This is a genomic window from Paraburkholderia sp. MM5384-R2, from assembly GCF_014201025.1.
In the GTDB taxonomy this organism is placed as follows: Bacteria; Pseudomonadota; Gammaproteobacteria; order Burkholderiales; family Burkholderiaceae; genus Paraburkholderia; species Paraburkholderia tuberum.
In genome coordinates this window covers 244,109-267,643 of sequence record NZ_JACHDI010000003.1, presented here as the reverse complement: position 1 = coordinate 267,643, position 23,535 = coordinate 244,109, and the positions used below count along the sequence as shown (strand labels likewise).

16 protein-coding genes are annotated in these 23,535 nt (G+C 62.1%); 10 read left to right on the top strand and 6 right to left on the bottom strand.

What is annotated here, in order from left to right; all coding sequences use genetic code 11:
- The first annotated feature begins 93 nt into the window (after positions 1 to 93).
- Positions 94 to 1,263 carry a GNAT family N-acetyltransferase gene (locus tag HDG37_RS07290; RefSeq protein ID WP_184045694.1) on the top strand — a complete coding sequence of 390 codons (1,170 nt, stop codon included), beginning with the start codon at positions 94 to 96 and terminating at the stop codon, positions 1,261 to 1,263.
- A 10-nt stretch (positions 1,264 to 1,273) separates the two neighbouring features.
- Entirely contained in the window at positions 1,274 to 1,591 is a 318-nt protein-coding gene (locus tag HDG37_RS07285) for a GIY-YIG nuclease family protein (RefSeq protein WP_184045692.1), read from the top strand.
- A 6-nt stretch (positions 1,592 to 1,597) separates the two neighbouring features.
- Here HDG37_RS07285 and HDG37_RS07280 read toward each other — a convergent pair whose 3' ends face one another.
- A complete protein-coding gene (locus tag HDG37_RS07280; RefSeq protein ID WP_184045690.1) occupies positions 1,598 to 3,694 on the bottom strand; it encodes an FUSC family protein in 2,097 nt (698 codons plus the stop codon).
- A gap of 287 nt (positions 3,695 to 3,981) precedes the next feature.
- A complete protein-coding gene (gene ppa / locus HDG37_RS07275; RefSeq protein ID WP_090803541.1) occupies positions 3,982 to 4,509 on the bottom strand; it encodes an inorganic diphosphatase in 528 nt (175 codons plus the stop codon).
- A gap of 297 nt (positions 4,510 to 4,806) precedes the next feature.
- Between ppa and HDG37_RS07270 the strand changes: the two genes are divergently transcribed.
- From HDG37_RS07270 to HDG37_RS07260, 3 genes are all read left to right on the top strand, one after another.
- The gene (locus tag HDG37_RS07270; protein ID WP_184045688.1) at positions 4,807 to 6,246 is read left to right on the top strand and encodes an aldehyde dehydrogenase family protein; all 1,440 of its coding nucleotides are present in this window, start codon (positions 4,807 to 4,809) and stop codon (positions 6,244 to 6,246) included.
- Between the two features lie 91 nt (positions 6,247 to 6,337).
- Positions 6,338 to 7,096: an SDR family oxidoreductase gene (locus HDG37_RS07265; protein ID WP_184045686.1), complete on the top strand. Its 759-nt coding sequence runs from the start codon at positions 6,338 to 6,340 to the stop codon at positions 7,094 to 7,096.
- Between the two features lie 140 nt (positions 7,097 to 7,236).
- Entirely contained in the window at positions 7,237 to 8,556 is a 1,320-nt protein-coding gene (locus tag HDG37_RS07260) for an MFS transporter (RefSeq protein WP_184045684.1), read from the top strand.
- Between the two features lie 989 nt (positions 8,557 to 9,545).
- On the opposite strand, the gene HDG37_RS07255 is transcribed toward HDG37_RS07260, so the two are convergent.
- Complete coding sequence (locus HDG37_RS07255) at positions 9,546 to 10,166, bottom strand: phosphatase PAP2 family protein (RefSeq protein ID WP_221311921.1); 621 nt, start codon at positions 10,164 to 10,166, stop codon at positions 9,546 to 9,548.
- A gap of 1,063 nt (positions 10,167 to 11,229) precedes the next feature.
- Between HDG37_RS07255 and HDG37_RS07250 the strand changes: the two genes are divergently transcribed.
- Positions 11,230 to 12,174: a cupin domain-containing protein gene (locus tag HDG37_RS07250; protein WP_184045682.1), complete on the top strand. Its 945-nt coding sequence runs from the start codon at positions 11,230 to 11,232 to the stop codon at positions 12,172 to 12,174.
- Here the strand turns inward: HDG37_RS07250 and HDG37_RS07245 are convergent.
- On the bottom strand, positions 12,171 to 13,133 hold the full coding sequence (locus HDG37_RS07245; RefSeq protein WP_184045680.1) for a LysR family transcriptional regulator: 963 nt from the start codon (positions 13,131 to 13,133) through the stop codon (positions 12,171 to 12,173). The genes HDG37_RS07250 and HDG37_RS07245 overlap by 4 nt on opposite strands.
- Before the next feature lie 710 nt (positions 13,134 to 13,843).
- Between HDG37_RS07245 and HDG37_RS07240 the strand changes: the two genes are divergently transcribed.
- Positions 13,844 to 14,959 carry a beta-propeller fold lactonase family protein gene (locus HDG37_RS07240; RefSeq protein WP_184045678.1) on the top strand — a complete coding sequence of 372 codons (1,116 nt, stop codon included), beginning with the start codon at positions 13,844 to 13,846 and terminating at the stop codon, positions 14,957 to 14,959.
- Between the two features lie 688 nt (positions 14,960 to 15,647).
- Positions 15,648 to 16,226: an acetate uptake transporter gene (locus HDG37_RS07235; protein WP_184045676.1), complete on the top strand. Its 579-nt coding sequence runs from the start codon at positions 15,648 to 15,650 to the stop codon at positions 16,224 to 16,226.
- A 494-nt stretch (positions 16,227 to 16,720) separates the two neighbouring features.
- Here the strand turns inward: HDG37_RS07235 and HDG37_RS07230 are convergent, their stop codons facing one another.
- Positions 16,721 to 17,143: an ACT domain-containing protein gene (locus HDG37_RS07230; protein ID WP_184045674.1), complete on the bottom strand. Its 423-nt coding sequence runs from the start codon at positions 17,141 to 17,143 to the stop codon at positions 16,721 to 16,723.
- 286 nt (positions 17,144 to 17,429) lie between these two features.
- Here HDG37_RS07230 and acs point away from each other — a divergent pair, with 286 nt between their 5' ends.
- Entirely contained in the window at positions 17,430 to 19,490 is a 2,061-nt protein-coding gene (gene acs, locus HDG37_RS07225) for an acetate--CoA ligase (RefSeq protein WP_184045672.1), read from the top strand.
- A 151-nt stretch (positions 19,491 to 19,641) separates the two neighbouring features.
- Here the strand turns inward: acs and HDG37_RS07220 are convergent, their stop codons facing one another.
- On the bottom strand, positions 19,642 to 21,696 hold the full coding sequence (locus HDG37_RS07220; protein ID WP_184045670.1) for a sigma-54-dependent Fis family transcriptional regulator: 2,055 nt from the start codon (positions 21,694 to 21,696) through the stop codon (positions 19,642 to 19,644).
- A 310-nt stretch (positions 21,697 to 22,006) separates the two neighbouring features.
- On the opposite strand from HDG37_RS07220, the gene HDG37_RS07215 reads away from it, so the two are divergent.
- On the top strand, positions 22,007 to 23,533 hold the full coding sequence (locus HDG37_RS07215; protein WP_184045668.1) for an aldehyde dehydrogenase family protein: 1,527 nt from the start codon (positions 22,007 to 22,009) through the stop codon (positions 23,531 to 23,533).
- The last annotated feature ends 2 nt before the right edge of the window (positions 23,534 to 23,535 follow it).

Sequence of the window (23,535 nt, the reverse complement as noted above, 5' to 3'; positions counted from 1 at the left end):
GGGATTGAACAAACCGGATAAACGAACTCAACGAACGACGTGGCAGCTTCAGTTTCACAGCGCCGCGCCGGTCATTGCATACAGTCACTCAGATTGAACCAGCAACGTATCGATTATCGCACGGGCATTCTGGCCTCGCCCTCCGAGGTGGACGCCGCCGAGTGGAACGCCCTCCTCGCCGCGCAGGCGCAGCCCACGCCGTTTTTGCGGCACGAGTTTCTGAGCGCGCTCAACGCGACGCAATGCGCGGTTCCCGACACCGGTTGGGCGCCGCAATTCGTCACGCTGACCGACGCGCGCACGGGCATGCTCGCGGCGGCGGCGCCCGTCTATCTGAAGGGACACTCGTACGGCGAGTACGTGTTCGACTGGGCCTGGGCCGACGCGTACAAGCGCAACGGCCTGCCCTATTACCCGAAGCTGCTGTGCGCGGTGCCCTTCACGCCGGTACAGGGCAACCGGCTGCTGTCGGCGAACGAGCATGCGTTGCGCCATCTCGCGGCCACGTTGATGGCGTTCGCCGAGCAGGCCGAGGTGTCGTCGCTGCATGTGCTGTTTCCGACGCAGAGCGAAGCGAACGCGCTCACCGATATCGGCATGATGCAACGCGAAGGCGTGCAGTTTCACTGGCTCAACGACGGCTATCGCGACTTCGAAGACTTTCTGTCGACGCTCGAACAGAAGAAGCGCAAGAACATCCGCGCCGAACGGCGCAAGGTGCACGAGGCCGGCATCACGATGCGAAGGATCCGCGGCGCAGACATCGAGGATGCCGACTGGCGCTTCTTCAGCAAGTGCTATCGGCAAACCTATCGCGAGCATTTTTCGAGTCCGTATCTGAACCTCGATTTCTTCCGGATGATCGGCGCGTCGATGCCGGAGAATCTGCTGCTCGTGATCGCCGAATATGAAGGCAAGCCGATCGCGAGCTCGCTCGTCGTCTATCAGCGCGACGAGAAAACCGGCGGCACCTTGTATGGCCGCTACTGGGGCGCGCTCGAACACGTGCCGTGCCTGCACTTCGAAACCGCGTACTATCAGCCGCTCGAATTCTGCATCGAAGAAAAACTCGGCGCATTCGAAGGTGGCGCGCAGGGCGAGCACAAGATGGCGCGCGGCTTTCTGCCCACGGTCACGCGCTCGACGCATTGGCTCGCGCATCCGGCGTTCGCCGATGCGGTCGGCCATTTTCTCGATAACGAAAAAAACAGCATCCACGCGTACGTGGACGAGCTGCGCGAACACAATCCGTTCAAAGGCTAGCAGCGCGGTTATGGCGTGGTTTCTCTATCTGCTCGAATGCTCGGACGGCAGCGTCTATACCGGCATCGCGACCGATGTCGCTGCTCGCTTCGACAAACATCTGAGCGGCACGGGCGCGCGTTATACGCGCTCGCGCAAGCCGGTGCGGGTGCTGGCGTCGTTCGAGCTGGCGGACCGGTCGAGCGCGTCAAGCGCCGAGTATTGGGTCAAGCGGCTCACGGCGGCCGATAAACGGGCGCTGGCGGCCGGGGTGTGCACGCTGCAGTCGGTGTTGCCGGTTGCGGCGGTGAATGACGTCGCGGAAGACGGCGAGCGTTCCGACGGCTGAGTCGTGCTACCCCCTCGCCTCCCGCATCCTCTCCGTCAGCAGCCGATGCACCCGCGCCAGCTCGCCCACCACATCTGCTTCCAGCGACGTCAACTGCTCGCGAGCGGGTAAGTCGAGCCGCACCGGCCGTAACGTGCGATTCAGCGCGGCCTCGATCGCCGCGCTGATCGCCTCGACCCATTCGTCGAGTTCGCTATGCATGTCGCGACGGTTCGCGGTGAGGCGCAACTGCGTCGCGGTGCCGGCCATCCGTCGCAGCAGGCTCAGCACCGTCAGCGTGACCGTATCGGCCATCGAGTCCTCGAGCTTTTCGAGTCGCACGCGGCCGATCGCTTCTTCCGCGTTGTTGCTGGTGAGGCCCGCGGCGCGGCGCAATTGCTCGATCTCCTTGCCGCCATGCCGAGGCGCGTCGAGCGACGCGCGCAGATACGCGAGATTCGCGCGCACCGCATCGCCGAGATAGACGCGCACATCGAGCTTCTCGCGCGTCGGCCATAGAAGGAACGTCGCGAGCAGCGCGAGCACGCAGCCGAGCACGTTGTTGCCGAGCCGCGTCAGCGCGAACGCCAACTCGTTGGCGCCCGGCGTCGCGAAGTCGGCGACCAGCACGAAGGTCGGCGTCAGGAACAGCACGAACAGGCTGTAACTGACGGGGCGCAGCGCCATCGTCGCCATCACCAGCGGGAACACCGCAAGCGAGATGCCGAGCGGCGAATGAATCGCATAGCCGATCGCCGCCGCGAGCACGCCGCCGACGATACTGCCCGTCGCGCGTTCGATGCTGCGCGGCCAGGTCGCGGCGATCGACGGCTGCAGGATCAGCAGCGTGGCCATCGTGGCCCAATAGCCGAACGGCAGACCGAGCGCGCGAATCACGACGAAGCCCGCCGTAGTCGTCACGCCGACACGCGCCGCATGGCGCAAGCCGACCGACTGCCACGACAGGTTGGCCTTCAGCGTCGACCACGCGCGCGCCGTATAACGCGCGATGCACGCGCTCCACGGCTCGACGTGCACCTCACGCGGCGCGAAATCGACGAGCTCGAAACCGGATTGCAGCTTCACCGGTTCGAGCAACGCGCTTTCGAGCCGATGCGCGAGACGCCGCAGACGCGCCTGCGGGTCCGCGAGACGTTCCCAGCGCGCGTCGCCGGTCGCGCCGCCGATGTCGCTGAGCACTTCGCCGATCGCATTGAGGGAGCGCACCGCGCGTCGCGTCCGGCGCGGATCGTCGGGCACTTTCGCGCCCGCGCCCGACACCGCGATCAGATACGCGAACAACGCTTCGCCACCGGTCAGCAAACCGAGCAACGTGTCGTAGACGGCCGCCCCGCCCGCCTTCGATGCGGGCACGTTCGCGAGCGCATCGCGCGAACGTTCGAGCGACGCGCGCGCATCGGCGCGAAAGCGCGCGGCATGCGTGGCCCATTCGCGCGGCGCGGCACGGCCGCCGACAAGCCGCGCGCTATCGAACGCGACATCGGCGAGGCGCAGATACACCGCGCGCAACGACGCGCGGCTCGCGCCGAATGGATGAATGCGCCACACCGTCAAGCTCAGCACGATCGCGAACAGGCAGCCGACCAAATAGACGCCGAGAAACGCGACACCCGCGCGCGCGTCGTGCATCGGCCGATCGACCATCACGACGCAGGCGGTCGCCGCGAGGATCGTCACCTGCGACGTGGCCGCGCCCCAGATGCGGCCGAACGCGCCGAGCGTCGTGAACGCGAGCACCGCGAGCGCGGCCCACGCGGCACCCGAGGCGGACGCGAACGCGGTCATGCCGCCGCACAGCGTCGACAGCAGCGCGAAGCTCATCATCGACATGAAGCGCGCGCGGTTCGAGCCGGCGGCATCGGCGAGGCAGGTCCAGAACGCGCCGATCGCCGCCCACGCAAATACCGGATCGTGCAGCACGTTGCCGAGCGCGAGCATCGCCGTCGATGCGCACGCCGCCCTCAAGCCCTCCGACAGATTCGCCTCGCTCGCCGCAAACGACACCATCCAGACCGGCCGCTTGCGATAGATCGCGGTGACGATCGAATGCAGCCGGGTCGACCAGCGCTGCGATGTCGAGTGGGACTTGCTGCTGTTCATCATCCGGACCGTGGTTCTTGAAGTGATGGAAACGCGCGTTGATGCCGTGAGTTCGCGCGCGAGGTCGTGCGGCGAATGATAAGGGTTTACACCTAAATATAAAAATGCGTTCCGTTCATCGGAGCGATGCGTTCAGGTTATGCGTGCGAGACGAAGCGTGCGAGACGAAGATCGCGGCGTTTTTGCACGGTAGTCGAATGCCGCGCAAATCAGATGAAAAAACCGCGCGGTCCTTGCGGACTCGCGCGGTTTTCGTACTGCATGCAGCAAGCGGATGAACCGCGGCGCGCTTACTTCTTGTAGTTCGCCACGCCTTCGCTGATTTCCTTGTGGGCAGCATCGACGTCGGCCCAGCCTTCGACCTTGACCCACTTGCCCTTCTCGAGCGCCTTGTATTGCTCGAAGAAATGCTTGATCTGGTCCTTCAGGTAAGCCGGCACGTCGTCGACCGACTTCAGGTTCGCCGTCATCGGGCAGATCTTGTCGTGCGGCACGGCGATCAGCTTCGCGTCGACACCGGACTCATCGGTCATTTGCAGCATGCCGAGCGCGCGGGCACGCACGACCGAGCCTGCCAGCAGCGGGAACGGCGTGATCACCAGCACGTCGACCGGGTCGCCGTCGCCCGACAGCGTCTGCGGAATGAAGCCGTAGTTGGCCGGATAGCGCATGCCGGTGCCGATGAAACGGTCGACGACGAGCAGGCCCAGGTCCTTGTCGGCTTCGTACTTCACCGGGTCGCTTTGCGCCGGGATTTCGATGATGACGTTGAAATCGTGCGGAAGGTCATTGCCTGCGGGAACGTGATTGAAGCTCATGAGCGCTCTCTGAAGGGGATGGAAATCGGAAGGCGGCGAACGGCGCGCGGGCTGCGGATGCGGTGCGAAGTGTGTGCGAACCGCGAACGTCGGGCACTGAAACCCTCTCGCCCCGAACGACGGGGCCGCGCACCGGACCGTACGGAATGCGCCATTATAGCCAATCGGCAGGTGGCATCCGCGGTGGGATCGGCGCGATAATCGTCTGGCGAGTCTCGCTTCGCGTCTCTACCGTTTTGTGTCTCCCCTTCGAACCCGCGCCGCCGCACGCCGGCCGCACGTCATCAAGGAGCATGCATGGAAGAAGCACGGCATTTCATCGGCGGCGAGTGGTGCGCCGCTTCCGGCGGCGAATCGATCGCCGTACTCGATCCCTCGGACGGCCAGCCGTTCACGCGCATCGCGCGCGGCACCGAGGCCGATATCGACACCGCCGTGCACGCCGCGCGCGCAGCGTTCGACGGCACTTGGGGCGCGCTGAGCGCCGCCGAGCGCGGCCGCGTGCTGTACCGGCTGTCGCTGCTGGTGGCAGCGCGCCAGGAAGACCTTGCACGGCTCGAAGCGCGCGACACCGGCAAACCGCTCAAGCAGGCGCGCGCCGACGCCGCCGCCCTGACCCGCTACTTCGAGTTCTACGCCGGCGCGGCCGACAAGCTGCACGGCGAAACCCTGCCCTACCAATCCGGCTACACGGTGCTGACGATCCGCGAGCCGCACGGCGTGACCGGCCACATCGTGCCGTGGAATTACCCGATGCAGATCTTCGGGCGCAGCGTCGGCGCGGCGCTCGCGACCGGCAATGCGTGCGTCGTCAAACCGGCCGAGGACGCGTGCCTTTCCGTGCTGCGGGTCGCAGAGCTCGCCGCCGAGGCCGGCTTGCCGGCCGGTGCGCTGAACATCGTGACCGGCTATGGGCACGAAGCGGGCGCCGCGCTCGCGCGTCATCCGGGCATCGATCACATCTCCTTCACGGGCTCGCCCGAAACCGGCAAGCTCGTCACGCAGATGGCCGCCGAAAACCACGTGCCGGTCACGCTCGAACTCGGCGGCAAGTCGCCGCAGATCGTGTTCGCCGACGCCGATCTCGACGCCGCGCTGCCGGTGCTGATCTCCGCGATCGTGCAGAACGCCGGGCAAACCTGCTCGGCGGGCAGTCGCGTGCTGATCGAGCAGGCGATTTACGAGCCGCTGCTCGACAGACTCAGCAGCGCCTTTCAGGCGTTGCGCGTCGGGCCGTCGAATGCCGACCTCGACTGCGGACCGCTGATCAGCGCGAAACAGCAGCAACGCGTGTGGGACTTTCTGTCGGACGCGCAACACGACGGCATCGCGATGGCCGCGCACGGCGAGGTGATTCCCGAAGCGCCTGAAAGCGGCTTCTATCAGGCCCCGACCTTGCTTCGCGACGTGCCCGCGAGCCACCGCCTCGCGCGCGACGAAGTGTTCGGTCCGGTGCTCGCCGCGATGTCGTTCCGCGACGAAGCCGAAGCGCTCGCGCTCGCGAACGGCACGCAGTTCGGGCTCGTCGCCGGCATCTGGACACGCGATGGCGCGCGCCAGATGCGCCTCGCCCGACGCGTGCGCTCGGGCCAGGTGTTCATCAACAACTATGGCGCGGGCGGCGGCGTCGAATTGCCGTTCGGCGGCGTCAAGCATTCGGGACATGGCCGCGAGAAAGGCTTCGAGGCGCTGTACGGCTTTACGGTGCTGAAGACCATCGCGATCCGGCACGGCTAGCGGGTGCCGTAGGGCTCGCTAGCGATCGGCGCGAGCAGCACGTTACACGCAGCAACGCATCGTTCTATCCATCACAAACAACGGAGACATCATGCGGTTGACAGGTAAAACGGCCATCGTCACGGGCGGCGGCTCGGGTTTCGGCGAAGGCATCGCAAAGACCTTTGCGCGCGAAGGCGCGAACGTCGTGGTCAACGACCTCAACGGGCCGGCCGCCGAACGCGTCGCGAGTGAGATCGCGATGGCGGGCGGCAAGGCGATCGCGGTCCCCGGCAACGTCGCGCAACGCGACGACTGGCGCACGCTGCGCGAGGCCGCGCTGGAAGACTTCGGCAGCGTGCAGATCGTCGTCAACAACGCGGGCACCACGCATCGCAACAAGCCGGTACTCGAAGTGACCGAGGCCGAGTTCGACCGCGTCTATGCGGTGAACGTGAAGAGCATCTACTGGAGCGTGCAGGAGTTCGTGCCGTATTTTCGGGAGCAAGGCGGCGGCAGCTTCATCAATATCGCGTCGACGGCGGGCGTGCGGCCGCGGCCCGGGCTCGTCTGGTACAACGGCAGCAAGGGCGCGGTGATCGTCGCTAGCAAGTCGCTCGCCGTTGAGCTGGGGCCGGAGCGGATTCGCGTGAACTGCGTGAATCCGGTGATCGGTGAGACCGCGCTGCTGTCCGAGTTCATGGGGGTCGAGGATACGCCGCAGAACCGGCAGAAGTTCCTGGCAGGGATTCCTCTCGGGCGGTTTTCGACGCCGCAGGATATTGCGAATGCGGCGCTGTATCTGGCTTCGGATGAGGCGGAGTTTATTACCGGCGTGTGCCTCGACGTGGATGGGGGGCGCTGCGTGTAGCGGTAGATGAAGCGCTGCGCACGCACTGCGTGCGCGGTCAGTGTTTTCCCCCAATATCGATTCGTCCTGCAAAAGACCTAGCGCGGATAGAATCGTTCGGCGGCGGCACTTCAATTCCATAAAAATGAGGAGACATAGTCATGGCTAGTCCTGCAAATCCGCTCCACCATCCCGGCGCTGGCGCGCCGCCTTCGACGTTCGAAGAGGCGACTTATCGCAAGGTTACCTGGCGGCTCGCGCCGCTATTGATGCTCTGCTACATCGTTGCCTATCTGGACCGCGTGAACGTCGGCTTCGCGAAGCTGGGGATGAGCACCGATCTTGGCTTGAGCGATGCGGTGTATGGCTTCGGCGCGGGGATTTTCTTCCTCGGCTATTTCATCTTCGAAGTGCCGAGCAACGTGATCCTGCATAAGGTCGGCGCGCGTGTCTGGATCGCGCGGATCATGATTTCGTGGGGCGTGATATCCATGCTGACGATGTTAGTCACCACGCCGACGATGTTTTATGTGATGCGCTTTTTGCTCGGGCTAGCTGAGGCGGGGTTCTTTCCTGGGATTATTTTGTATCTCACCTACTGGTATCCGGCGCATCGGCGTGGACGGATGACGACCTGGTTTATGACGGCGATTGCGTTGTCGGGGGTGATTGGTGGGCCGGTGTCTGGGTACATCCTGAAGAACTTCAACGGCGTGAACGGTTGGCACGGATGGCAGTGGCTGTTTCTGCTCGAAGGGGTGCCGTCGGTGCTGGTCGGGATCATCGTGTTCGTGATGCTCGATGATCGGATTTCGAAGGCTAAGTGGCTGACCCGGGAAGAGCAGCAGTTGCTTGAGAGTCAGGTGTCGGCTGAGGAAGCGACCAAGCACGACATGCCGATTCGGCAGGTACTCACTAGCGGGCGGGTGTTGATGTTGAGCCTCACCTACTTCTCGTTTGTAATGGGGCTTTATGGGGTGAGCTTCTGGTTGCCGACGATTATCAAATCGACCGGCGTTACCGATGCGTTTTTGATTGGGCTGCTATCGGCGGTGCCGTTTGCGGCGGCTGTTGTGGCGATGGTGTTTGTGGCGCGGAGTGCGGATCGGTCGAGGGAACGGAGATGGCATATTGCGTTGCCGGCGTTTCTTGGCGCTGTGGGGCTCGTGCTTTCCGTCGTTTGGGCGCATAACACCCTGCTTGCCATGACTGGGTTGACGCTGGCTACTATGGGCATCCTCACTACACTGCCGTTGTTTTGGAGTTTGCCTACGGCGATTCTGGCAGGCACCGGCGCCGCTGCCGGGATTGCGATGATTAATTCGATTGGCAACCTTGCCGGTTTCCTTAGTCCTTATGCTGTGGGGTGGTTGAAGGAGGTTACCGCGGCGAACGATTCGGGCATGTATATGCTCGCGGCGTTTATGGTACTGGGCGGTTTGCTTGCTATTAGTGTGCCGGCGAGGATGGTTGATAAGTGAGTGGAGTCGCCGCTGCGAGAGTCTAGCGACACTCGTTACTGCCTCTCTGTTCTTCCAAGCGGAGAGCCCCTCGTCCACACCGTGAACGGCGAATACATTCTTGGCAAGATCGACTCCGATAGTGACAATAGGCATGGACTTCCCCTCTCGCCGGTATCGATGAACATTTGCAACTTCATCTTGGCACATTGATGCGGACTCGCGGCTTCCGCCGTAGCCTCGGGACGGGGAAGTCCCTTTCATTCTCCAGGGAGATGTTCCAGGCCGCTGGCGAGGACACCCTCCTGAAGAGGTTGAGCGAGAATGTTGCGGAAAGAGTGATTGCCCGCCTTCGCGGAATGCCACCGACGAGGTCGGGTTTATATGACCTTAGTGAAGCAGACGCAAAATCAGTCGGTGTCAAATTGGCGGGCGAGCTTCGCTCGACTTACTTCAAAAGCGTCCCCCCAGTGTTGGGCGCGTTGGCATTTGGAGCAATGACTCGGTCTGGTTAGTGCCTCGCGTGTGAGTTCCCAACCGAAAGCTATAGCCGTACACGAGCAGCGGCACCTGTGGTGATCGGCCAACAATCAATCTTCGGTAACCAGCTCGCACACTCAGGCTTCCACTGCGCCCAGGAAGCAGCCATTAAATCGGAGGGATGGCGGTCGCTTCTCATCGGCCATACCCGACGTTCGGCTGTCGGGGTTTGTGAGGCCGCTCCAAGTCGCATTTCCGACATTCGCATATCGGAGTTGGCGAATGTCGCACTCGCTGCGAGCGAATGCGTACTGTCGACCCCTTTCCGTCCTTCGACGCAACGTGGTGAAATCGTCAGGTTTGGAGGGCGGATTCAAACGGCCATTCCATCGCGATGACGGTTCGCGACGCTGGATACGGGTGGTTGCGAGCAACTCTGCGCGTCGAACTTACGCAGCGTTGTTCAAACGAGGTCAGGACGTCGCCGCGCCGCCACCTGCACACCAGTCACGTGCGTTTCGCAACCAGACCTAGAACCGCTTCGCGAAGCCTATCGTTAAACCGTGCGGGAGAATCTGCACGAACAGGGGTGTCTGCCATGTCGTGCTCAAGTATCCTACCGCCGTGCCCAGCGCCCAACCGGCGAGGACGTCGGTCTGCCAATGCGCCTGGCTTTTCACGCGTGCGATCGAATCATAGAGCGGCAACACCTCGAGTGCCCAAACCCATGGATCACGCCGACCATAGTTGACGATGAACGGCGTTACGAAACTCGCCTGAAGGGTGACTTCACCACTGGGGAAACTCTTTCCGCCGCTGAACCATTGGTTCGGTCCCTGGCCAGCGCTGGGCCGCTGGCGACCGAACGCATACTTCATGCCTTGAGCAGCGACCGCCGATATCGCCGTAGCGTCGGCCGTTTGCCAGAATGTATGGCCCAGTTCGTTGTCGTTCCCAAGCCACAGAGCCCCACCCGCCGTCGTGGCTATCACGGCGTATTCAAGTGCGAGCTGAACATTGCGGTTCCATATGCCGCTCTGATCCAGCGCGACTTCATGATCGATCCCGCCGGCATATGCGCCCGAAAAAGTGAACGCCGTGATTGCGGCGGCTCCGCACCGTCTCCCTGTCACCCTGATTCCAGAAGTCATCGATCTCATTTTCGCCCTCGCGCAGCAGTGTGGCGAAAGGTTCGCGTAACTAGAGCTTTCTGCAGTTACTCTAAGACGCAACGTGAACGACGATCGCGGCCCGCACCATGATCGCCATGGATCATGGTGGCGACGATTGAAGGCAACTTCAGTCCGCCCCGGATCTATTCAAACCTTCCGATGCTTCAATTGGCGCCTCGATGCGTAACCGCCCGCAGGAGGAACTGCCGTCAGCGTAACAACGCGACGGGATGCGCAGCATGTGCTCGAATACGGTGAAACACATGTTGCCCAAGATCGTACTAGACCGATCTGAAGGAAACGTTAAGACCCGAAACGTTTCCAATGCTTAGGGAGCTAAGCCATGTCACGTCAGCATCGAATTGATCGTGCCGGGCATATTCTCGCGATGGCACCAGAGGCGGCTTGAAAGATCCTGTTAGCGCGGCACTTAACAACATGTCGAACCAATGTCGTCGGGCCCGGATCTCTGGTTTACCCAGGCCTGTGGCTGCCTGGGAAATCCCTAAATCCATGAACAGGACGGCCTGCCAGCATGAGTGCTTCGCCGCTAGACCGGCCTCAAGAGAAATGGCTGGTGTTGAAATGGATACGCATCCTCTACCGCTGCTGGCAGACTGGGACACGATACGACGAAAGCGTCTATCTAAACGCATTGAGGAAGCGAGGCTCGCCCCTTCTTGCAAACCTCATGCTTCCCCCTTCTAAAAGCTTAACGGACCGCCTCAGGGCGTGAAGCGGTCGATCAGTGTCCGAAATCAAACGTCCCCCGGTACGATTTCGGCCCGTCAACACAACCTCGTTGAACATTGCCTCCTGGCCGAACCTTGGCCGATGATGAACTGCATAGCGGCCCGGCACGAACGACCCGCCGCGCCTCGAAACCGTCGTGGCACGGTGTTCCTTTTGCGCAAAGGTGATTTCGATGTCCGGCACTTCCGGCGCCAACGCCCCGCGCCTAAAGTCAGGTCAGCCTTCGGATGCGGATCCTCACAAATGGAACCGCGCGAAGCCCCCTCAAAACTCAAAAAGGAGCAAAACCATGCTGACCAGGACATCCCCCGCGCTTCTCACCAAACCGAATGTCGCCACGGAAGACGCGCAATACTTCGAATACACTTCGTCCGCCAATCCGATTGGGGCGAAGCTCATCTCGCGTGTGCCGTTCTGCAGCTTCTCGCCTTCGCTTTATGCAGACGGCGCAACCCGAGTCGTGCCGCTTGACCTGTCTGCGGAGTTGGGCTGCCCGGGTCCCGCGACCGGTCCCGGCTTGAGCGCCAACTTCCTGCGCATCAATGCGGGCGACGCGTTGACACTCGATCCCAATGCGACCTCGCAGGTCTGCTACGTCATTAGCGGAGCGGGTAGCGTGCAGCAGTCCGAAACGAGCTTCCCCTTTTCGATGGGCGATTTCTTCACGCTCCCTGGCGGCCATGCCACGGTGCTGTCCGCTGCTGCGACGGCCACGCTCTATTACGTCAATGACGCGCCACTGCTCACCTATCTCGGTACCACCGGGGTACATGCGCGCTTTGCGCCGACACGCTATCCGGCCGCCGAGGCGCAGGCAGCACTGCGCGCGGTCGCGGAACAAGCGAACGCGGGTCGTCGCAACCGCATCAGCGTACTAATGGGCAACACCAACTTTCCGCAGACGCGCACTGTCACGCATGTGTTGTGGGCGATGTTCGGCATCGTGCCGCCCAACTCGGTGCAGAAGCCGCACCGGCACCAGTCGATTGCACTCGACTTCATCGCCAGCGGCAAGCCGGGTGTCTATACGCTGGTCGGAACCGAACTGGATAGCGATGGCAATATCGTGAATCCGACGCGCGTCGATTGGGAAGCGGGAATGGCATTCGTCACGCCGCCGGGACACTGGCATGCGCATTTCAACGAAACGAACGAAAACGCCTATCTGATTCCGATCCAGGATGCAGGCTTGCAGACTTACCTGCGCACGCTAGACATCCGCTTCGCCCATTAAGGCTGACGCTCCAGTGCGAGTCCGTCGTCCCAGTACGGCGGCTCGCCGAACGCCTCGGCATAGAAATCCACGAAGGCGCGCACCTTCGACGAGACGATCTTCTTCGGTGGATAGACCGCCCAGACCGCGGGTTCGGCTCGTCCGGTGCGTGCCTCCCATTCCGGTAGCACGTGCTGCAAGCGTCCTCCGCGCAGGGCCGTAGAGGCGAGCCATGTCGGCAGGAGCGCCACGCCACAACCGGCCACGGCGAGCGCGAGCACGGCTTCGGAGTCGTCAGCGCGCAGGCGCCCCTGCAACTCCACCAGCACCTGTTCCTGTTCTTGCGACGCCCGCGCGTCCGTGGTGACCAGCGTGAAATACCATTTGTCGTCCGGGACCAGGGACACGCGAAGCGCATCGCGCGCGGCCAGATCGCCAGGCACACGCGGTGTGCCGCTACGCGCGAAATACGCCGGGCTGCCACAGACGATACGACGATGCGGTGCGAGGCGCCTCGCCATCAATGACGAATCGGGCAGCACGCCGGTACGGATCGCCACATCAATGCCCGCATCGATCATGTTGAGCGTTTCGTCCGTAGAGACGATGTCGAGGTCGATATCAGGATAGCGCGCCATGAAGGCCGGCAGATGCGGCACGATGTGCAGGCGGCCGAATGCCGGTGGCATTGTCACGCGCAGCACGCCTTGTGGCGTGCGATTTAGCGACGACGTCACGTCGCGCGCGTCATCGAGTGCTTGCAACGCTAACAAGGCGTGTTCACGAAACAGCCGGCCGCCTTCTGTCAGGACGAGGCCGCGCGTCGACCGGTTGAATAGGGCGATGCCCAGATCTCTTTCGAGTTCGCTTACGTAGCGGGAGACAGTCGAGGTCTTGACTGACAGTGCATTGGCCGTCTTGCTGAAGCTCTGCAGTTCCGCTGCGCAAACGAAGGCCCGTACTGCGGCGAAGTAGTCCATGGACTGTCTGACGTGGATGGGATTACCTGGCTTTTGCCGAGACCGGTAGTGTACTGCCCCGGCGCGGGCGAGTGTCGCTCGTTCCCCGGCTGCAGCCCGGCAGCGATTGGCGGCACGCGACCCCTTCGAGTCACTCAATCCACGTTGACGAATGTCCCCTTGCTGCCCCTACAGGAGGCCATCGTCAATCTGTTCGCCCCGAAGGGCTTTTTCAAGTCAAGGTCGAAGGTAGTCCATTGGCAGCACTTATTGGCGGATCAGTCATACCTTGCCGGGATTCAACGGCATCGGGAGCACCGTCAAAAAATGTTCATGGTCAAGCGGACCAGATGGACTATATACAAACGAAGGGCGGCGAATGGCTGTACGTCCAACGAAAACCGCCCTTGACTCAGGTCCGCGAGAGCCGCAGTCAAGCCGAACGGAGATGTACGACGCCGAATAGTCGCGACCCGTCTTTTCCCACATAGACCGGTCAGTGGGTCGCAGCGTTAGCATCATTGCCGGGGGCGACGCGTTCCCGACCAATCCACCGCTGCCCGATGTTCCCTGTTCGACCTCCTTAACCACCGTGAAGTAAACGCGACAAGGGGTGAAGTAATGAAACAGATCGCGAACTGGGTAACGCTCTTGCAGCTCTGCCTGTAGCCCAATTTAACTCGTCCATCCGACGTCACCCGTTCGCTCGTCGCCGATGCAAGGAGTACGCCATGTCATTTATCACGTGCCGTTTAACGTTTCTATTGCGAACCATCGCGTTCGCGACGGCGTTAGGATTCGCTTCAATCAGCATTGCGCAAGCCGACTCGGAGGTTGATCCGCCAGGAGCGGTTTACGTTCTGTCAAACCAGCCGTCCGGGAACTCGGTTCTTGTCTATTCGCGCGCTGCCAACGGAATACTGAACTACGAGGCCACGTACTCAACTGGCGGTAAAGGAGCAGGCACGGGAGCCGATCCACTAGGCTCGCAGGGTTCCCTAACGTTAGCAGCGGGCTTTCTCTTCGCCGTGAATCCGGGCAGCAATGATGTTTCGCTGTTCGCGGTCGACGGCAGCAAACTGACGCTGCTCGACAGAAAACCATCAGGTGGTCAAATGCCCGTCAGCGTGACAGTCAAGGGGCCCATCGCGTATGTGCTTAATGCCGGAGGCACGCCGAACATCAATGGCTTTATCGTCGACGCGCTTGGCAAGCGTCTCGTTCCATTACCAGGCTCACAACGACCACTTGCCGGCGGAAACTCCGCCCAGCCCGCGCAAGTGACGTTTGCGCCGGAAGGCAACGAACTGCTCGTGACCGAAAAGGGCACACAACTCATTGACACGTATTATGTCGGCTTCACCGGCTACGCCTCGAAGACTCCAACCCCCCATGCGTCAAACGGCGTCACGCCGTTCGGGTTTTCCATCACGACCCGGGGTTACGCGATCGTCTCCGAGGCCGGGTCTGGTTCTGTTTCCTCATATGAGGTCGAGGACAGCAAACATCTGACTTCGATCAGTGCAGCAATTCCCTTGGGCCAGAGCGCCCCTTGCTGGCTTGTCACCACGGGCGATGGACGTTTTGCCTACACGGCCAATGCCGGGAGCGACTCGATCAGCAGTCTGCGGATCGCGGCGGACGGTACGGTACGCTTGCTCAATCCGACTGCAGGCACACTCAGCGCTCCCCTTGACATGGCGCTCAGTGGTCACAGCAAATTCCTCTACGTTCGTGAAGGTAACGGCGCTGTAAGTGGCTTTCGCGTGATGCCAGACGGAACACTCGAGCCAGTTGGCACAGTCACCGGCGTACCGCCGGGGGCACAAGGGATCGCGGCGCGCTAGACACATCTCCCCCGCGCGGGGAGATGTGCACGCGGGATCATGCTTTCGTATCCCTGTATCGGCAGCCTTCGCGCAAGAACGTTGCCGGTACCGCTGAGCACCCGCCGTCCATCTTGATCCGATTGAAATCGAGGCTCCCGGTCAAGCAGGGGTTAGGTGAGTCCAAACGGGCGACGGTGAGCGAGCCGAATCCCATCACTTTCTTCAAGGCTTCCTGGAGTCACATTGACTACCGGCCCTCCCATGGCTGAGCTCTGGGAAGTGGCCGCGTGGGCCGCGACGTTGAGCAACCTTTGGCCGCCGTCCGCGACCGGCCGGTATGGCGAAATCAAAGGCCATTCGCCTGCGCTTCGCGACTGTCCCTTCATGGCCGCACCCGTGCCAACCGACGCTCGAACGCCATTGACCCGCTTTCGATCACGTTCATACGGGTAGCGACACGCTGCGTCCATCTGGCGGTCATCCTCCAGCCAGATAAGTACCATCCGATTCGGCGAGCGGCGCAACGCATCCTACACTTAAGTTCAACCGCGCAGGCTTGCACGTGGCTGCGCCACAAATTGGGCCGAACGCATATTGCGCTGATGGCCATCGATAGCGAGCATGGCGCGGTCGCGTTCGGCGGCGACCGAGGGATTCGTATCGCCTCCGGATATGTCTCAGAGACTAACCACCAAGGAGGCGGTTTATGAACAGTAAGTTAGCCAACCCGGCGCCGCTCGGGCTCGCTGGATTCGCATTCACCACATGGATGCTCAGCATGGTGAATGCCGGCTGGTTCGACAAGGATGCCTTGGGGCTCGTGCTGGCGCTAGCGTTCGCTTTCGGCGGCACGGCGCAGATGATCGCGGGCGTGCTCGAATTTCCACGCGGCAATACGCTAGGCACGGTGGCGTTCCTCAGTTACGGCGCCTTCTGGTGGTCCTTTGCGCTGTTTGTCGCGTTCCTGGGCACCAAGGTGCCTGAGGCCTTCATCGGCTGGTATCTGTTTGTGTGGGGGGTCTTCACGTTCTACATGTGGATCGGCTCGATGCACACGAGTACGTCTGTGCAACTGGTGTTTCTCTCGCTGTGGATCACTTATCTGCTGTTGGCGATCGGCGCATGGACAGGTATGAGCCTTGCCACGCGGGCCGGCGGCTATGTAGGCTTGATTACCGCTCTACTGGCGTTCTATGCGTCGGCGGCGATGGTGATCAACGAAAGCTTCGGACACACCGTGCTTCCGACACACGACTGGGCACAAGCCCATCCGCGAGCGGCCTAGCCACTCGGCGAGGGTCGGCCGGCGTGCAGCAAGCGCGCCGGCCAGTCAGGCCTGCGGTGCTCCATGGAGACGGAGACCAGGTCTGAGTATCGAGTCTTTCCGGTATCAGCTAAGTGGGTCGAGAAATGTGGACCGACTGGACTCGTTACGAGGCGATGGATCGCCGTTCGATGGAGGAACTCTGATGTTCGAACGAATACCCCCTGACAATTCGCGCTATCGGCGGGTGTGATCGCTGGCCGGCTCTATGACGTCATAAACGTGTCAGGGCGCTGCTGTGATGGCGTCCCACGGCCGGCGCGGCACGCAAACACTCCTTTTGGCAACGAAGCGCAAAAGGTGCTAACACCCAGCAAGATACCAGTGCTGGTATATCGGGGCCGGTGAACAAATTCGGGGCCTCGGCAGCATGTCGCCTTCGTCTTGTCTGAGGAGTGGGCCATGCCGAGCACACGGCATTGCGGCACCCGTTGCTGTCGCGGCGGCGCAACGTCCTACGCCTGCTGCAAAATCTCCATTGCACGAATCGTGTCGCCTAGCGCGTCCATTGCCAGGTAGGCAACGAACTGTGTGCCGATAGCGGCAGCCGAAACGCCGCGAAGGTTGATTCCCCCGGTAGCCAACTTTTGGGTCAACTCTGCAATGATGCCCGGCCGGTCAGGGCCCATCACCCGCACCGAGTGAAGACTCGGGAGGACGTTGAACTCCACCTGCGAGGCGGCACGAATTTCTCGGTCGTTCTGAAGCGGCGCGAGAAACACGACTGCCTTCCCGGGTGCTTCCGCAGTTCGACGGGAGATGATGAATTGCAGGTTCGCTCCGGCATCTCGCAGGACACTTAACACTTCGGCGAGACCGCCGGGCCTGTCCTCGATTGTGGCCGCCCATACATCGACACGTTCAACGAGCAGATCCATGGCGCCTCTCCCGTTTGATGAACCCCAACGAAAATTTAGTTCAGGGTTGACCGACCGGCAAGTCAACGCTCGTCGTCGCGTTAACACCATTGGCCCTCGGGATGCAGCTCTTTGACAGGGAATACGTTGCTTGGCATTGCATCCGCCCTGGCCTTAAATTCGTTATGCAGCGCACGGACTGTCGCGCCTGGTGTCCAGACCCATGAGACAGGTCAAAAGACGCGCTGCCGCGGGTAGCGTGGGACACCTCGTGTCCCTGGGCCCCTAGAAGCAAGGAGGAACTGTCATGTCACGAGACAAGTCATCGCGCCGCGCTTGCGCAGAGCAACAAGCGGCCGAGGTTTCCGAGGCGCAAATCGCCGTGCACTGGCCTGAAGAGGAATATTTCCCGCCGCCCGCCTCGTTCATCGCCCAAGCCAATCTGACAGACGCGGGAGTGTTCGCACGTTTCTCTCTCGACAAATTCCCCGAGTGCTTCAAGGAGTTCGCGGACCTTCTCGACTGGTACAAGTACTGGGACACGATGTTCGACGCGAGCAATCCTCCGTTCTGGCGCTGGTTCGTCGGTGGCCGGATCAATGCCTGCTACAACTGCGTGGATCGTCACCTCGCCGCCTACCGGAACAAGGCCGCGATCCATTTCGTGCCAGAGCCCGAGGACGAGACGGTCCAGCATGTCACCTACCAGGAACTTTATGTGCGCGTAAGCGAGTTCGCGGCCATGCTACGCGACTTCTGCGGTCTAAAAGCCGGTGACCGGGTTACTCTCCATATGCCTATGGTGGCGGAGCTACCCATCACGATGCTCGCCTGCGCCCGGCTCGGGGTGATTCACTCGCAGGTATTTAGCGGCTTCAGCGGCGCGGCCTGCGCCGACCGCATCCTGGATTCCGAGAGCCGTCTGCTGATTACGATGGACGCTTACTGGCGTGGCGGCAAGCTGATCGATCACAAGGAAAAAGCCGACACCGCGTTCGCCGAAGCTGCCGGGAAGGGTCACCAGGCCGAGAAGGTACTGATCTGGCAGCGGTATCCGGGCAAGTATTCGAGTCCGACGCAGCTCGTGGAAGGACGCGATGTCATCGTCAACGACGCCCTCAAGGCGTTCCGCGGCAAACGTGTCGAGCCCGTGCAGATGCCCGCTGAGGCACCGCTATTCCTCATGTATTCGAGCGGTACCACGGGCCGCCCCAAGGGGTGCCAGCATTCCATTGGAGGCTACCTCGCCTACGTCGCCTGGACATCGAAATACATCCAGGACATCCACCCCGAGGACGTGTATTGGTGCATGGCCGACATCGGCTGGATTACCGGTCACTCCTACATTGTCTACGGCCCGCTCGCGCTCGCGGCCTCGACGGTCGTGTATGAAGGCGTGCCCGTCTACCCCGATGCCGGGCGCCCTTGGCGAATTGCCGAAAACCTCGGCGTCAACATCTTCCACACGTCGCCGACTGCGATCCGCGCGCTGCGGCGCAGCGGACCGGACGAACCCGCGAAGTACAGCTATCACTTCAAGCACATGACGACCGTGGGCGAACCCATCGAGCCCGAAGTCTGGAAGTGGTATCACCGGTCTGTCGGGAAGGGGGAGGCCGTCATTGTCGACACGTGGTGGCAAACTGAAACGGGCGGGTTCCTTTGCAGCACGGTGCCGGCGTTGCACAAGATGAAGCCCGGCAGTGCCGGTCCGGGAATACCTGGCATTCATCCGGTGATTTACGACGACGACGGTAATGAGCTTGCAAGCGGTTCCGGCAAGGCGGGCAACATCTGTATTCTCAATCCGTGGCCCGGCGCGTTTCAGACCATCTGGAGGGCCCCGGAGCGCTACGTGAAAACGTACTATGCCCGCTACTGCCGGGATCCCAAGAGCAAGGACTGGCGCGACTGGCCCTACATGGCGGGAGACGGTGCTGTCGACGCTGCGGACGGCTACTTCCGGATTCTCGGTCGCATCGACGACGTGATCAACGTCGCCGGCCATCGCCTCGGTACCAAAGAAATCGAGTCAGCCGCCCTGCTTGTCCCCGAAGTCGTCGAAGCGGCCGTCGTGCCGGTCGCCGACGAGATCAAGGGCAGAGTGCCCGAACTGTACGTTTCGTTAAAGCCCGGAGTGGAAGCTTCGGAGGAGCTTGCAAAGCGGGTCACGAACTCGGTGGTCGATCGGATCGGAGCCATCGCGAAGCCGCACCGGGTGGTCATTGTTCCGGACATGCCCAAGACCCGGTCGGGCAAGATCATGCGGCGCGTGCTCGCAGCACTTTCAAACCATCAAGACCCCGGCGACGTATCCACGCTGGCTAACCCGGAGGTCGTTGACAGTCTGCGGGAGCTCGTGAAGTAATGGGGGCTACGTCCATGATCATCACGCGGCGCGCGCGGCCGGCGGGCGGCCATCGGGCGCCGCAGCCTTCGTCACCCATGTGACTCGACTCATAGGGAAAACTGGCCGGTCACCGCGGCCATTATCGATTGGTCCTGCGAAAACTCCCGCCTCAATCCTTTTCCGCCACCCGCCCCGGCTGCACAGCCGGCATCCTGCGATAGATCGTGTTCCGCGAGACCCCGAGCGCACGCGCCGCGGCAGACACGTTTCCGCCGTGGCGCGCCAGCGTCATCGCAACCACAGAGGTGGCAACATCCTGCAGCCGAGCACCGTCGGGCAGCGACGCATCGCCAGCAGCCGGGGCATCCGCAGCCGAACCGGCCGAAATGGCTGAAGAGCTCGAAGCGGCCGACGCAGCAGAGTCCCCCTGTCCAACCTCGCCATCGCCGCAACCCGCGCCCCCCACATCATCCAAAAAATCATCCGGCAAATGCTCCCACCGAATCACCCCATCCTCATCCACCATCGCCGCCGCGGTCCGCAGCAGATTAGCCAGTTGCCGACAGTTACCCGGCCACGCATGTCGCCCGAACACCGCCATCACATCAGCCGCAACGCTGAGCGCCTGCCGCCCCCCGCTTTCGACTGATTCCCACTGCAACATCTTTTGAACGACGACCGCGAGATCGCTCCGCTCACGCAACGCCGGCAACCGAACCGCAAGCCCGTTGATCCGATAGTAAAGATCCTCACGAAACTGGTTCTGCGCGATCATCTCGCGCAAGTTGCGGTGGGTCGCGCAAATAATGGAGACATCGACAGAAACCGCCCGCGTCGCCCCAAGCGGCGTCACAACCCGCTCCTGCAAAACACGCAGCAACCGCACCTGCAACGAATACGGCATATCCCCGATCTCATCGAGAAACAGCGTGCCTCCATTCGCCTGCATCAGCTTGCCGATCGCCCCTTTACGCCGCGCGCCGGTAAACGCACCCTCTTCATACCCGAATAGCTCGGATTCGATCAGCGACTCCGGAATCGAAGCACAGTTAACCGCAACAAACGGCCCATCACCTCGCGGCGAATCGTTATGAATCGCCTGCGCGAGCAACTCCTTGCCGGTACCGGTCTCGCCGGTGATCAGAATCGGAATATCCTTGCCGAGCACCTTGCGAACCTTCGCGATCAGTGCGGACACACGAGCATCGCCGGTATCGAGATCGCCGAGCCGCGACAGTCCCGCAGCCGGTTGACGCGCATTCGCGCACACCGGTCGCGGCGCGACTGCACCCTGCACATCGACGGCCCCACGCCCCAGCCCAAACGACGCCCGCCTGAACTGCCCGCGCGCGCAAACCACCGCACCGTTGTGCAAATTCAGCATCAGATGCGGCGCGACGCCATGCGTCAAACGATCGATCAATTGCGCATACGAGATCTGAAATAGCGACGACAGCGTATGCGCGCGCAACGCAGCGAGCGACAAGCCCAACTGAAACTGCGCACTCCGATTGGCAGACAGAAAGCGACCATCATCGGTAAACGCAATGATCCCTTCCATCAGCGTGCCGAGAAATTCCGGCCGGCCGTGAAAAGACACTTGCAGCACGTCGCGAAACGCAGTCGAAAACAGATGATTCTCGATCATCTGCACCGACATCTTCGCGAGTGCCGTCGTGTGCTGGTGATAGCTGCGGTGGTCGCCCGTCACGTCGAGCACGCCGATCAGATCGCCGTACGGATCGAGAATCGGCACACTCGAACAGGTCAGGAAGCGGTTCGCCGCCAGATAGTGCTGGTCCCCATGAACGACCATCGCACACCCCTCGGCCAGCGAGGTACCGATCGCGTTGGTCCCCTGACGATCCTCGGCCCAGTTCGCGCCAGGCCGCAGCGCCACTTTTTCCGCGCGATGCAGAAAGTCGTCGTCGCCGATCGAATGCAGGATCAACCCTTCGGCGTTGGTCAGCACGATCATGCTTTGCGTGTTGACGATCTGCTCGCGCAGCGTCTCCATGACCGGCATCGCATGCGCGCACAGCACCAGGTTCTGTTCGCGCTTCAGCGCGAGGCCCGTGTCGGACAGGATGTCGTAATCCGGCCGGATCGATGCGCGCAGGCCGAACGTCTCGGAGCGTTCGTGGGCTTTCTGGATCGCCGGTGCGGGCCAACCTTTGGAGCGGTTAGCCGCCGCCACGCCGAGCGGATGAACGTCGTCGCGCATTGTCTCCTCCTGAATGCGCCCGGGTCGTGCCGGACGCTTTGATGCGTGTCGACAGAATACTCCCTTTGCCGGTCCGCCCGACGCGTGCGGCGACCCCGCGCGGGCCCGCATCCTTGATCTGCGTCATCGTCGGCCGAATCTGCGGCGTTTCTGAACACCCGCTGCCCGCGCAACTGTCCCGAAACGGAACACTTCCGCCATACAGCCCACCGCAGTCCCTGAAATAGCCCACTTCGATGCATTGGTACGGTTCGTGCCTGATGTGGTCCCGCGCAGTCACCCGATCACCATCACAAAACGGAGACAAGTGATGAATCCATTTGACCTGAAAGCCCTCGGCATCGACATCGAGTATCCCTATCGCCAGCGTTACGAAAACTACATCGGCGGCAAGTGGGTACCGCCGGTCGGCGGCGACTATTTCGACAACGTGTCGCCGATCAACGGGCAGCCGTTTTGTCGCGTGCCTCGCTCGAGCGCTGCCGATATCGACCTCGCCATCGACGCCGCGCACGCAGCGCGCCGCAAATGGGCGAAGACGTCGGTGACAGAGCGCGCGAACCAGTTGCTGGCGGTGGCCGAGCGCATGGAGAAGAACCTGAAGCTGCTCGCGGTCGCCGAGACGATCGACAACGGCAAGCCGCTGCGCGAAACGATGGCCGCGGACCTGCCGCTCGCCGTCGATCATTTCCGCTATTTCGCGGGCTGCATCCGCGCGCAGGAAGGCGGCATCTCGGAGATCGACGACAACACGGTCGCTTATCACTTTCACGAGCCGGCTGGGGTGGTCGGTCAGATCATTCCGTGGAATTTTCCGCTGCTGATGGCCGCATGGAAGCTCGCCCCCGCGCTCGCGGCCGGCTGCTGCGTCGTGATGAAGCCCGCCGAGCAGACGCCGGCTTCGATACTCGTGCTGATCGAACTGATCGGCGACCTGTTCCCTGCCGGAGTCATCAACATCGTCAACGGCTTCGGCAAGGAAGCGGGCGAAGCGCTCGCCACCAGCAAGCGCATCGCGAAGATCGCGTTCACCGGCTCGACGCCGGTCGGCAAGCGCATCCTGCACGCAGCCGCGGACAACCTGATCCCGTCGACGGTCGAACTCGGCGGCAAGAGCCCGAACATCTTCTTCGCCGACGTGCTCGATCGCGACGACGCGTTCCTCGACAAGGCGCTCGAAGGTCTCGCGATGTTCGCGCTGAATCAGGGCGAAGTGTGCACGTGCCCGTCGCGCGTGCTGGTTCAGGAGTCGATCTACGAGCGCTTCATCGAGAAGGCGATCGCCCGGGTGGAACGCATCAAGGCTGGCCATCCGCTGAACCTCGAAACGATGATCGGTGCGCAGGCATCGCAGCAGCAGCTCGACAAGATCCTGTCGTATATCGACATCGGCCGGGACGAAGGGGCGCAGTGCCTCGTCGGCGGCGAGCGCGCAACCCCTGGCGCCGGCCTCGGCGAGGGTTTCTACGTGAAGCCGACGATGCTGTTCGGCAACAACGATATGCGTGTGTTCCAGGAGGAGATCTTCGGGCCGGTCGCCTCGGTGATGACGTTCAAGGACGAACAGCAAGCGATCGAACTCGCGAACGACACGTACTATGGCCTGGGCGCGGGCGTGTGGACTCGCGACGGTACCCGCGCTTACAAGATGGGACGCGAGATCGAGGCGGGACGCGTGTGGACCAACTGCTATCACCTGTATCCGGCGCATGCGGCCTTCGGTGGCTACAAGCAGTCGGGGATCGGGCGCGAAACACACAAGATGGCGTTGTCGAACTATCAGCAGACGAAGTGTCTGCTGGTCAGCTATCAGGCGGAGGCGCTGGGGTTCTTCTAAGC

Coding starts and splice junctions, on each gene's coding strand:
- acs (WP_184045672.1), top strand. CDS start 17,430: ATGTCACGAGACAAGTCATCGCGCCGCGCTTGCGCAGAGCAACAAGCG.
- HDG37_RS07235 (WP_184045676.1), top strand. CDS start 15,648: ATGAACAGTAAGTTAGCCAACCCGGCGCCGCTCGGGCTCGCTGGATTC.
- HDG37_RS07255 (WP_221311921.1), bottom strand. CDS start 10,166: ATGACTTCTGGAATCAGGGTGACAGGGAGACGGTGCGGAGCCGCCGCA.
- HDG37_RS07240 (WP_184045678.1), top strand. CDS start 13,844: ATGTCATTTATCACGTGCCGTTTAACGTTTCTATTGCGAACCATCGCG.
- HDG37_RS07230 (WP_184045674.1), bottom strand. CDS start 17,143: ATGGATCTGCTCGTTGAACGTGTCGATGTATGGGCGGCCACAATCGAG.
- HDG37_RS07245 (WP_184045680.1), bottom strand. CDS start 13,133: ATGGACTACTTCGCCGCAGTACGGGCCTTCGTTTGCGCAGCGGAACTG.
- HDG37_RS07285 (WP_184045692.1), top strand. CDS start 1,274: ATGGCGTGGTTTCTCTATCTGCTCGAATGCTCGGACGGCAGCGTCTAT.
- ppa (WP_090803541.1), bottom strand. CDS start 4,509: ATGAGCTTCAATCACGTTCCCGCAGGCAATGACCTTCCGCACGATTTC.
- HDG37_RS07265 (WP_184045686.1), top strand. CDS start 6,338: ATGCGGTTGACAGGTAAAACGGCCATCGTCACGGGCGGCGGCTCGGGT.
- HDG37_RS07215 (WP_184045668.1), top strand. CDS start 22,007: ATGAATCCATTTGACCTGAAAGCCCTCGGCATCGACATCGAGTATCCC.
- HDG37_RS07260 (WP_184045684.1), top strand. CDS start 7,237: ATGGCTAGTCCTGCAAATCCGCTCCACCATCCCGGCGCTGGCGCGCCG.
- HDG37_RS07220 (WP_184045670.1), bottom strand. CDS start 21,696: ATGCGCGACGACGTTCATCCGCTCGGCGTGGCGGCGGCTAACCGCTCC.
- HDG37_RS07280 (WP_184045690.1), bottom strand. CDS start 3,694: ATGATGAACAGCAGCAAGTCCCACTCGACATCGCAGCGCTGGTCGACC.
- HDG37_RS07270 (WP_184045688.1), top strand. CDS start 4,807: ATGGAAGAAGCACGGCATTTCATCGGCGGCGAGTGGTGCGCCGCTTCC.
- HDG37_RS07250 (WP_184045682.1), top strand. CDS start 11,230: ATGCTGACCAGGACATCCCCCGCGCTTCTCACCAAACCGAATGTCGCC.